Raw genomic sequence first — 13,141 nt, forward strand, 5'->3', positions numbered from 1 at the left:
AAGTAAAGAAACAGAGCAGGTGCTACTCTGTTTCATCAATAATTTCAAGAAGCCGTTTTTTATTTTGTTTGATTTGTTTTTTCCGATTTGAATCCGGCCAGTACTCTTTTCTGACAAACTCGGCAGGCGGCAGCGGAGTTCTGACGGAATGATATGAATCATCCAGGCCGCTTACCAAAAGGTGGGCGTTTGTTCCGCCAAAACCGAAAGCGCTGATGCCCGCCCTCCGTTTTCCATCCTTCCAGCTTCTCAGCTCTGTATTCGGATAAAAAGGCGACTTTTCAAATTCAAAGCGGGGATTTGGCGTTTCACAATTCAATGTAGGCGGAATTTCCTTATGCCATATTGATAAAATCACTTTAATGAAACTTGCCGCTCCGGCAGCGCTTAATAAGTGTCCGATATTGGTTTTTACACTTCCTACTCCGCAAAATTGCGTTTTGTTTGTGTCTCTTCGGAATACTTTTGTCAGAGCCTGAAGCTCAATCGGATCTCCAATCATCGTGCCTGTGCCGTGAGTTTCGACGTAGCTGACTGATCCGGGAGTGATATCGGCTTTTTCAAATGCATCTTGAATAACCTGCTCTTGAAGCTTAGGATTCGGGGTCGTAATTCCCATTGTCGCACCGTCGTTATTAATAGCTGATGCTTCAATGATACCGTATATCCGATCTCCGTCAGCTTTCGCTTTCTCCAGCGGTTTTAACAGAACAGCGCCAAAACCCTCTCCGGGTACAAAGCCGTTTGCCCTTTCATCAAAAGTAAAACACTGACCGTCCGGCGAAAGGGCTCCTCCTTCTGTTAACATCAGGTAAGGAATTTCATCCAAAAGCAGATCCGCCCCTCCTGCCAGCGCCATCTCTGAATCACCGTTTTTTATGCTTTGGCAGGCTAAATGAATGCTGACTAATGAAGAAGAACAAGCGGTATCAGAAACCATGCTTGGACCGTGAAAATTAAAGAAATGCGACACATGTGAAGCAATAAAGTTTTGACTAAGCCCGACGATGTGGCTGCTGCTTTCTTTCGGCAGTTTGTGACCGTAGCCGCCCATTCTGGAACCGACAAATACGCCGACTTTTTTTCCCGATAATTCCGTTTCTTCATAACCGGCATCCCGTACAGTCTGTACACTCGTTTCTAAGAAATGTCTTATCAGCGGGTCCGTTTGGATGGCTTTCTCCTCTTCCATGCGGAAATACTCCGGATCGAAGCTGCCGATTCCATTGATAAACCCTCCCCATTTGCTGATGCTTTTTCCCTTTTGCTGCACCGGAGAGTAATTTTCTTCTATATTCCACCGGGAATCAGGTACTTCTTTAATATGATTCTTCCCTTTTCTCAGATTGTCCCAAAATTCCTCTTTATCAGCCGCTCCAGGGAACTTACATCCGATTCCGATAACAGCTATCTTTGCAGAGGAAGCCATCTGCGGTTCTGTATTTCGGCTCGTCACAGACTGCATATCTTGCTGATTGCTGCTTTGAGAATCAGTCTGTTCGATTTGTTTTTTCAACGGCGGCGCCGTCTTACCGATATATTCCGCAAGACCATGAATCGTGTTGTGTTCAAGAAGCACAGTAGGGTCAATTTTTTTCTGAATCATTGCTTCTATACGATGTATAATGCTGACAAGAAGTATAGAATCCACACCGTATTCCTGAAAATCCGTATTTGGGTTAAGCTTTTCAAGGGGAATGCTCAATTCCTCGGCAAATACGGCAGAAAGTTCACTGACAAGCCCTTCTGAACGATCAAAAGTGTCGGGCGTCTCCTGTCTTCGGACTGGAACCGAAGCTCCGCCGGTTTTATTGATGTTCAGGAGACTGTCTGCATGAAACACTGTTCCTTTTTTCACGATAGGAATGATATTGGCCGATTTTCTCTCCAGTGCATGATACAAAATCGCCAGTCCTTCCCGTGTGGAAAGAGAGTCCAATCCCAATTCATCATATAAAGGACTCGTCACAGTACCCATTCCGACTTCTTTCCAGCTCGGCCAATTGATGGACGTGAAATACGTTCTCCCCTTTTGAAAATGATAAGCCGCAAAATAGTCCATATATGCGTTTGCAGACGCGTAATCAGTCATTCCTTTCGACAGTTTGGGTGACTGTGCAGCAATTGATGAAAATAGAATAAAGAAATCCAGCGGCCTATTATTAAAAATCCGCTCCAAATTCTGAAGTCCAGTGACTTTCGGCCCGTACACCGTCTTAAATTCACTCATTCTTTTATGAATAAAGGCCGGATTTCCGCCGCTGTGCAGTCCGGCACAGTGTATGACACCGCTTATATCTTTAAATTCAAGGCTTACTTGGTGAAAGAATGAACGCAGCTTCTCTTCATTTGTGAGAGAACCGCTGTAATACAGATAGTTGACACCTTTCTCTTCAAAACTTTGAAACAGTTTTATATTGCTGACTGTCTTTTCGTCCTGTCTGCCCTCTTTCAGCAAATGATCCCATTCACTTCGCAAAGGTAATGGACGCGTACCCGTCAGCACGAGTTTTTTCACTCCCCGTTTCACCAAATCTTCAGCTATTGCTTTGCCAATGCCCCCTGTCCCGCCGGTAATCACGATGGCTTTATCCGCAGGAAATGAAACAGGCTCGCCAGTATGGATTCTTTCTTCTTCAAAATACGGAACATATCTGACGCCGCTGCGGTAGCATACTTCATTCTCTCCGGTACATTGCGCCCTTTCATTCTCAAAGATTTGTTTCAGCTCATGCGTTTCTTTTTCTTTCATGCTGTCTATATCTATTGTTTTCACATGAACAAAGCCGTATTCCGCAGAAAGGGCTTTCAGAAAAGCCGCTGATTCTGCCCCCGTCAGCTTTGGTTTTTCCGCTTTAAATACCTGCAAGCCATTGGTGATTTGTAAAATGGATAATGGTGTTTCCTTTTTACTCCTCTTAATTATTTCTTGTATAAATAAGAATTTACCATATGGGATGCCGTTCTGATTTTCACTCTGGTTTCCGATATCTGAGAAATCAAATATATTTTCGACCTGCCGCTCACCGCCCGAGAAGATCTCACGGATAACGTCGTATGCGTGGTTTTCATCTAATAAAGAACACTCAAACATTTGATCAGAGTGTTTTATAAATGAAGAGTGATGTTTTATGACAATCAGATTCTCCTGATCTATATCCGAACAAATGGTGCGGGCAATTGATTCTGTGTCTTGATTTACAAATGCTACTGTCAGTCCGTACTCTTTTGTTTCGGATGGATTTACAAACGGATTCTCCCTCCATTTTTTTTGCAAGTAATGTTGAAAAGAATGCTGAGGGATCTCTGCCTTCTCAGTCCTGGACGGAACCCAATAACGTTCTTTCGCAAACGGATAAGTCGGAATTGAGATCCGTTTACCCGGCTGCTGTAAATGTTGATGAACGGATTTCCAGTCGATATCCGCCCCCCAAACCCATAATTGAGCCAGCTTTTCCGCTTCACCGTTCTCAATAATGGTCTTTACAAACAATTCACCTGCTCTGCCTTCCGTTAACGCCTTCATTTTTTCAGCAAATGCATCTGCTGATTGCTGATTAACATATACGCCTGGAACTTGCTTGTCACCGCGGCAAAACTCAAATAATTTATCTTTCATTTCTTTAAGAGAGGTACCGGTAATCGCTGCTCTGGCCTCCATCGCTTCTCTGCCCGATTGTGTAGTGTATGCCAGATCCCGTAAAACGACGCTTTCCGATTGGCCGGCTTCCATCACTTCATTCGGGAACATGTTTCTTATCGCTCCGGCATATTCCTTCAATAAGTATTCAGTAACCGCTTGAATGGAGGGGCAATCAGTTAATTCATACATCGTGAGTTCAATATGAAACATTTCGTTAATAAAATCCGCCATCCGGCTTAATTCCAAAGGCCCTACGCCAAATTCACTCAGGTGATCAGCAATATTAATTTCTTCCGGATGGATATGAAGCAATTCCGAAACAAACGGTTTGAGTACTTCATTCACCTTTTCTTTCATATCAGGCTGTTTATCCTTTACTTCAGAACTTAGTGAACGTTGGATAAAATCTCTCATGTTTTCGGCATACTCAAGAAGACGTTCATTGTCTTTGGCAGATAACAGGACAATATGCGGTTCATTCTCAACATGTTCTGTTGTGACGTTTGTTTCTTCATATTCTTCTATAATGATATGAACATTCGTTCCTCCCGCTCCGAATGAGCTGATCCCCGCTCTTCTCGGAACAGTTACTGTTTTTCCGTTTTCCTGCAGTTTCGGTTTCTTCCAGTCTTGCAATGACCGCTGTACATAAAAGGGAGATGCTTTAAAATCAATATTTGGATTCAACGTCTCCGCATGTATGGAAGGAAACAGTTTTTTCAGTTTCATTTGCAAAAGAACCTTTGTCAAACCGGCAATTCCCGCTGCGGCCTCAAGATGGCCGATATTTGATTTGACAGAACCGATTGAACAATATTGAGCGTGCTCCGTAAATTCCCGAAACGCTTTTGTTAACCCGGTGATCTCAATCGGGTCTCCCAGAGAAGTTCCCGTTCCGTGAGCTTCAATATAACTAATTGTACGAGGATCAATACAAGCTTTCTGAAGCGCGTCCTGTATCAGTTCAGACTGACCATTCGGATTAGGAACCGTAAAACCGTTTGTTCTCCCTCCGTGATTGACCGCTGTCGCTTTAATCAGCGCATAAATATGATCTCCGTCCCTTACCGCTTCCGCCGCCGGCTTTAAAAGTACGGATCCCACTCCTTCTCCCGGTACATAACCGTCACCGCCCTCGCCGAATGTACGGCATCGGCCATCACTTGCAAAGAAGCGGCTTTGATTTAATAATGTATATTTATTCGGATGAAGCGTAAGATTGACCCCGCCCGCAACAGCAAGTGTGCTTTCTCCTCTTCGTATACTTTCACAGGCTAAGTGAATGGCGTTAAGAGAGGATGAACACATTGTATCAACCGCCATACTCGGCCCCTTAAAGTTAAAGAAATATGATATTCTGTTTGCTATTGCAGAAAATGGAGACCCGACGGCCAGTTCATTTCCTTTAAGTGATTCTTCAACGCCGAAAAATTGATAGCTTCCATATGTGACGCCTGCAAAAACTCCGACCTTTTTGCGGGTCAGATCTGAAGGTTTATAACCCGCATCCTCTATGGTATTGTACACTGTCTCTAAATAGAGACGTTCCTGAGGATCAAGAAAAGCCGCTTCTTTCGGTGATATCCGGAAAAATAAAGGATCAAACCGATCTGGATTTTTCAGAAAACCTCCCCACTTATAGCAGCTTCCCTCCAGCATTTCCTTCCGGTCATCAGGAATTTCGCTTACGCAATCCTGTCCATTCATCAGCACATTTTGGAACTCCCTGATGTTTTCCGCACCCGGGTATCTGCCGCTGACACCGATAATGGCTATATCAGCAGAAAGGGGATCGGCCGCAATGTGCTCTTTTGAATCTTCTTCTTCAGAGCGTACCGGCGCTTTTGTTTCCACTGGTTTTCTTTTTTGCTTTTTTTGATCTGAGACAAGTTCAGGTGTGCCGGCCGGGTTCAGCAGTTTCATCATTCGTTCGCTGTGATGACTCAGGAAATATTCGGCTAACTGCGATATTGAATGATATTCAAAAAACAATGTTTTCGACAATCTGCCGATACTTTGCTCCAGCTTTTTGGTCAGACGCATGATCATCACTGAATCAATGCCGTATTTCTCCAGGTATTGTTTTTCATCTATGAGTGAGGCAGGTAATTTCAATTCTTCGGACATTATATTTTTCAGATAACTGATGATATTTTGTCTTAATTCATCGTTTTTCAAATCGGCATCTTCCTGCTGGTCTGAATGAAAGCTGATTATGCCGGCACGCTTCAGCACATCCTCAATCTTTTCTTTTCGGCCTTTCAGGGCAATCAGCTGTTCAGATGGTTGACACAAGCTGTTCTCCAGGGCCTGTATTCCGTCACCGTCATCTAACGGGTCAAGACCGAGTTCCTGTTTCATGTAGGATATTCCTTCATCGTCAATATTCATCCCGCCGGAAGTCCATAGCGGCCAATTGACTGACACTACCCTTCCGGCAGACTCTTTTGCCGTCATAACTGCTGCATACTGATCCAAACAGGCATTGGCGAAAGCATAGTCACATTGGCCGGCTGAGCCGAAGACTGCCGATGTGGATGAAAACAAGACAAGTAATTCAACTTTCATTTTTCTGATTTCTTCCGCCAGCCACAACGTGCCATAAACTTTCGAACCTGTGACTTGATCAATTTCTTCTTTTGTCTTTCTTAAGATAAAAGAGTCACGGAGTACGCCGGCACTGTGAAATACTCCATGTAAGGTGCCGAACTGCTCTTTTGCAAAAGCAAACATCCGTTCAGCATCACTTTGTTTTGAAACATCAGATCGGATATATTCAACTGTTGAACCTGAACTTCTTAAATATTCGATCTTTTTCTCCTGCTCTTCAGTTAAATCAGAGCGCCCCGTCAATATGAGATTCGCTTTCCATTTTTCCGACAGATGTTTTGCCAATATATAACCGAGACCGCCCAGGCCTCCTGTAATCAGATAATTCCCATGATGTTTCAGCGGCTGGGTTAAATCGAATGAGCCGGCTTTATTATAGCTTTTCGTAAAACGTCTGCCGTTTTCATAGCGCACTTCAAAATGGATATCCCGTTTTTCGTCACACTCTCTCTGATATATATCCGCTATTGCTGGAAGAGCGGCTCCCGCACCCTCTGATTGCGTGATATTGATAATCTGATAGTGAAAATTGGGATGTTCCTGGTGAACGGTTTTCACCAATCCGCCGAGAGCATGATGCAGCGGCAGTTGTTCTTTATTCTCAGTTTGAAAAATATGCGTCAGCTTTATTATCTTTTTCCATTTTAGTTCAATCAGCGCCTGTGTAATATACAGAAGAGAAAACAATCCGTTTTCCAATTGTTTCTGTATACCTCCCTTACTCATGTCAGCCTGAGAATCAGACCACAAGTGAAGAATCTTTTCGAGCAGCTGATAATGATCATGGATGTATCGGAACAGCTTTAGATAATCGTCTTTTTTCACGTGGTTCATACAAATCGTATCATCATGTAAAACAGCAAATTCTTTTCCGCGGATAACAAACAAGAGAGTACAGTCCTTAAACAAACCGCTCAATTCTTGTATTTGCCGTTCATTTTCTGCAAAAATCAGGAGCAACCCCGTCAAGGGTGCGCTCTTCTTATTCGGAATGAACGATTCTGTCCATTCCGGCTTGTAATAAAAAAGCGGATGGTTCGATGCCCGTGATTTTTGATTCTGAATGGATGTCACACGGGCATAGCCTTCGTCAGCCGATATCTGTCCTGATTGAATCAGATCAAGAATATCGCTGATTTGTTCACGTTTTCCGTTCATCATTCTTCCCCCATTAATTGTTTCAATACAGCCTTCTGATCAATATCATTGGTTTCCAATTGACGCAGGAGACGAATGAGTTCGTCGTCCGTCTGAACAGTGCCTTTTTTATGACCATATCTGAATCTCACATCTCTGCACTCTGCCAGAATGCTTCCGTTTTCATCTGTAAATGTCATACGACACGTTACATCACGGCTGTTCTGCCGGTTCTCTTTTTGAGTATAGACATAAAAATTTTGAGCGAGAGGCTGATAGACATCCGCCGCTCCCATTCCGATCAATTCCGGGAAGGTTTCTCCGCTGACAAAAAACGCACTGGCATGAATTGCGGACTCAAGCGCTTCAGGAGAGATCATAAAATTCTCTCTTTTTGCATAAAGCTCATCCGGCAATGAATGAAGCGACAGCATTCCGTCACTGTTTTTCGCTGATTCAATGACAAAAGGCGATTCAGCAGGATGTTCAGTCATTTCTGATTTGACTTCAGCAATATCAAGCGCTTCAGGAAGCATACCGCTTTCAGGCTTAACAATATGCGCATTTCCCTTGGCAAGACGTACTTTATTCTCACTTTTTGTGTTTGCATATATGTCAAATCGCGCAAAGCCGCGCTCAGGCGTCAGCGTAATCATCAGTTCCCGTATATCAGTCATTCCGTTCATGCTTTCGGTCCACAATAAATCAGTCAATGTATGAACTGGTTGTCCAAATGCCTCCGCTGCATTGACGATAGCCATTTCAGCCAAAGATGCATAAGGGAAAAAGGACACGTTTCCTTCAGATAGACTTAGTGCAAACGGATGATTACGGCTGATTTTTTTCGTGAAACTGAACTGATTAAAATCGGACGTGTTACTCCCCAAGAAAGGGTGACCCGGCTTACTCACATCCGCTGAAACAAGTGCGTCCCCTTTTTCCGCTATCCAATACCGCTGTTTGATCAGCGGTTGTCCCGGAATAGAAATCCTGCGAGCATTCCGATTCACCTCAAAAGTCTCCCAATCTATCTTTCTTCCATTTACCCATTTGGATGCTGCTTCGGCGTAATCTGAACAAACGTGAGGCATTTCATTGTGAACTTCTGATTCGAATGTATTACCGGTATGGCTCAAGCTGCTTTTTTCACCCCTGATATAAGCTGAGAGCTCTTCAGCAATGACCTGCCCGGAATCTGCCACTATCGCCAGCCGTTCTTCCATATGATCGCGTCCCGTCTGAAGTGTATAGGCAATATCCTGAAGACGCAGTTTATGATTGTTATCCTTCGATTCATTTTCTGATAGAAAATCAGCCATAACCTTCGCATATTTTATCAGCCGTTGTTTGTCTTGAGCCGATAAAACAAAGATCACTCGGCCGCTTTGATGATCAAAAGCGTTTGGCGGCTCATACGCTTCCAATATAAGATGCGCGTTTGTCCCTCCTGCTCCAAAAGCGCTTACCCCGGCTCTCAAAGGATGAACAGCATTGCTGTTTTGCGGAATATTCCATTCAGCCGCTTTCCGCTGCACTTGAAAAGGAACCTGCTCAAAATCTATAAACGGATTAACAATATCGGAATGCAGAGAAGGAACAAGCTGCTTATTCTTCATTTGGAGAAGCACTTTCGTTACCGCAGCGATTCCTGCCGCAGATTCTAAATGTCCGATATTTGATTTCACCGAACCGATGGCGCAAGGATGATTCAGTTGATAGGAATCTTTCAGTCCTTGAATTTCAATCGGATCGCCTAATGACGTACCCGTTCCATGCGCTTCAATATAATTGACGGTATTCGGATCAATGTCAGCTTTACGAAGCGCTTCTGAAATGACCTCCGCCTGCGCATCCGGATTCGGTATGGAATACCCGCTCGTCTTTCCTCCGTGATTAACGGCGCTTCCCTTAATCACACCGTATATTTGATCTTGATCTTCTATTGCTTTTTTCAATGGTTTTAACAATACGGCTCCGACTCCCTCACCGGGAACATAACCGCTTCCGTCTTTTCCAAAACTCCGGCATCTGCCGTCACTTGATAGAAACTGTCCCATGCTGAGGAACTTATATTTATTCGGATGTATTGACAAATTCACTCCGCCGGCTAATGCCATATCGCTCTCTCCGCAATGTATGCTTTGGCATGCATAATGAATAGAGGTCAGTGATGAAGAGCACATTGTATCCAGAGCCAAACTCGGACCTTTTAAATGAAAATAATAAGACACCCGATTGGCAATTGAAGAATAGACGGATGCCGGCGAGAAAGCCACTCCATTTTCTTCTCCTTCAAATAGTTGATATTGGCCCCACATTGCACCGACAAATACACCGACTTTGATCTTTTCCAGCATGTTTCTCGGGTACCCTGAGTCTTCAAAACAATTTTTGGCCGTTTCTAAAAAGAGCCTTTCCTGGGGATCCATAAGTTCTGCTTCCCTTGGGGAAATATGAAAGAAAAGCGGATCAAATTGATCGGCTCCGCTGATAAAACCTCCCCACTTGCTGTAAGACTTCCCTTTCATATCTCTGTCTTCGCTGAAGAAATCATCCATATTCCAGCGGTCAGGCGGGATTTCTGTAATACAATCTTTTCCGTTCTTTAAATTCTCCCAAAATTCAGGTAAGTCTTCAGCCATCGGATACTTCCCGCTTAATCCGATAATGGCAATGTCCTCATGCCTTGTATCAGCTGTTTCATTTATTTGGATCTCACGGCTTTCATCCTCCATGAAGGTATCTTGAAGTGCAGATTTCAATTTTTCTTTGTCACCTTCAAACACGATCAGCTGTGATGCGTTCAGAGAGAGTGAATCTTGAAAAGCTTTGATCCCATTGGTTTTACTAAGAGGAACCATACCGATTTTTTGTTTCATCCATTTTTCAGTTTGTTTATCCACTTTCATGCCGCCGTCTTCCCATAGCGGCCAGCCGATGGCTACTGAGACGCCGGAGCGTTCTTTTTTCCGCCTCATTCCTTCACGCCACTCAGCGAAAAGATCGATGAACCGGTTGGCCAATGCGTAATCCGTCTGTCCGATATTCCCGTACATCGAGGTGCTTGATGAAAACATCACAAAGAAGTCCAAAGGTTCGGTTTGCAGCAAGCTGTCCAATAAGACCGCCCCATTTATTTTCGGAGCGATCACTTCCTGGATTTCATCTTTTGATTTTTGAATCAATAAAGCGTCGTGCGTCACACCGGCACTGTGTATCACACCGTTGATTTCTCCGAATTGCCTTTTAATGGTTTTTATGATTCGCTCTGCATCGCGGCTATCTGAAAAATCACCTCTTATATATTGAACCGAAGAACCGCCTGCTTTCATTCGGCTGATTTTGTTCTTTTTGTCTTCCGTAAGTTCAGAACGGCCCGCTAAAATAATATTGGCTTTCGTTTGGGCTGCGATATGTTCTGCAAATATAAAGCCTAAGCCGCCGGCCCCTCCTGTAATCATGTATACTCCGTTTTCTTTAAAGGAGAAACCTGAGTTTTGAACCGGTTCCGCTTCCCGTAAGGCACGGACCCAGCGCACATTTCCTTCATAATAAAGATCGGTTTCTCCCGGATGCGCTTCAGTTGATTCGCATCTGATGATTTCAGCTGTGAGATCCGGCAACGATGACTTGTCTGAAACTGATATCCCGATTGTCTTAAGGACCAGTTTCGGGTTCTCAAGCAAAATAGACTGCCCTGCGCCATGGACTGAAGCGTAAAGCGGCTGATCATTTTTATGGTCCGCCGGATAAAGGAAAAGCGATACAACCTTTTTTTCCGCCTTGCTGCGCATCAATGCCCGGCTGAAAAAGAATAGCGGGTAAGCCCCTTTAGAAAGCTGTTCATTTATTTTTTCCGGGCCGGCAAATGACCCTTCCGGCCACCCGTAAACCACGGTGTCGGGCATTTGCCCCCTTTTTTTCAGATCAGCTGCAAGCCTGTCAAAGTGAGCTTCCTCCCTGTGATCTATCTCATAAACACCGTCTCCGTGATAGGAGAAACGATTCCCTGATAAAACGAGAATGATCTGTGTATTTCCGAATCCATTTTCAGCATTTTCCCGCATAAAATGAAAAAGCTCTCTGTCATATTGAAACAGCAGGTATGTTCTTTTCTTTTTATTTCCGCAATGCGGGTCCCAAGCGGCAGCCTTTTGTCTCCAATGCGGCGTTAAATAGGTCAGAGCCGTATGATTCTCTCCATGATGAAGAGGGAGGTCTTTTTCAACGGAAGTTTTTTCGCCGCTCTCTGCAAAATAGTTTGCAAGTTTTTGAATCGTCGGATACTCAAACAATAAAGTAGGGTACAGTTCCCTGCCTGTTTTCTCTTCCAATGCCTTTACGGCTTGCATAAGTGTTACGGAATCGAGGCCTTGTTCATAAAAACCTTTTACGACAGAGAGTGTTTCAGGGGCAGTCCCTTTGATATCTGCGATCAGCTGCTGAATGTCTCCTTCTGTTATAAGAGCGGAAAGATTTTCGTTCTTACTTTCTTTCATGTCAGGCTTTTCAGCCGGTTGATTTTGCGTTAAGAAATAACTGGACATTTTTTGATTTTCTTTAATATACGCGGCGAGTTCCCGGATCGTTTTCTGCTCAAACAGGAGTGTAGGATACAGCTGTTCCCCTGTTTTGTTTTCAAGTTCTTTGACAATGGCAAGCAAAGAAGCTGAATCCAGGCCCTGTTCATAAAAACCAATGTCTGTCCTTATGTCACGCAGATCTATATTTGAAACCCCGGATATTAATTCTTTAAGATGTGTCTCGATGCTTTCGCTTCGATTTATGATTGAATCTTTTCTGATCAGGCTGTCTTTTGGCTGAGAAGCCGCTTCAGTTTCCAAACGAGTCTGCTTCAGGTTTTCAATTAAATCTTTTGAGCGAATATGTTTCACAGACAGCCGCGTAAAATAAGCGATCATCTCCCCGTGTGCATCGTACAAACCGTAACTTACTTGGATGACATCCCCTGCTGAATCATGATTTTGGTCTTGCTTCTCTATGTACACATAACACCTGTCTTCCAGGCGCTTCGTCATACGGAAAGATTCAATATGAATGGGAATATACGTTTTCATCCGGCTTGCCGGAGATCCTTGTGTAAAATATTCGGGACATGCCTGATAAAGGATCGATATGATGGTAGACGCGTCAAGAAAAGTGGGATGCAATTGAAAATAGCCGGTATATTGATTGGCAATTTGGCTGAGCGTCAACTCTGCAAGTACAGAATGGTCAGACGCATAAACCTTCCCCAGACTCTTCATAAATTCAAAATGCTCTATATCAACCTTTTTTAAATAGTCATAACATATCTCCATATCAGCTTCACGGGCGGAGGCATGTTTAATTTCATCAATATTGATTGAACTCATGCTTTCCGGGATTTTCGGCATGAGCCTGCAGTTCATATTCTCATCCCAGCTTTCATCCAGAATGCGGTCATCTTTTACCTTTCTGCTCTTCGCCTGAATTTCCCATCCCTGTTCCAATCCCTGAAAACGGATGCGGATTTCTCTGTCAAAGGTATCCGATGTTGCTACAGGTTCCAAATACAAAATATTCTGACACTCGAGTTCTTCAATAGGCAAACCTTTGCTCAGCGCCATACGGTATATCATATCTAAAAATGTGACACCGGGTATAATCCGGGTGCCATGCACCCGGTGATCCCTGACAATATAGTCCGTATGTTTAATTGTTAATGTGAACTGATAGTTTTGATTACTGGCCACCTGTCTCATTCCTTTT

Annotated in this window: 2 protein-coding genes; both read right to left on the reverse strand. The window is 43.8% G+C overall.

Going from position 1 to position 13,141, the window contains the following annotated elements; genetic code table 11:
- Positions 1 to 22: 22 nt before the first annotated feature.
- On the reverse strand, positions 23 to 7,411 hold the full coding sequence (locus tag ACWHAR_RS07015) for a type I polyketide synthase (RefSeq protein WP_032874779.1): 7,389 nt from the start codon (positions 7,409 to 7,411) through the stop codon (positions 23 to 25).
- Complete coding sequence (locus ACWHAR_RS07020; RefSeq protein ID WP_032874777.1) at positions 7,411 to 13,125, reverse strand: type I polyketide synthase; 5,715 nt, start codon at positions 13,123 to 13,125, stop codon at positions 7,411 to 7,413. Before ACWHAR_RS07020 ends, ACWHAR_RS07015 begins: the two co-directional genes overlap by 1 nt.
- Positions 13,126 to 13,141 lie beyond the last annotated feature (16 nt).

The sequence above is a fragment of the Bacillus sp. LR--39 genome (assembly GCF_053613335.1).

What these genes read in the sequence shown, in the direction of transcription:
- ACWHAR_RS07015 (WP_032874779.1), bottom strand. Translation starts at nt 7,411, where the DNA reads ATGAACGGAAAACGTGAACAAATCAGCGATATTCTTGATCTGATTCAA.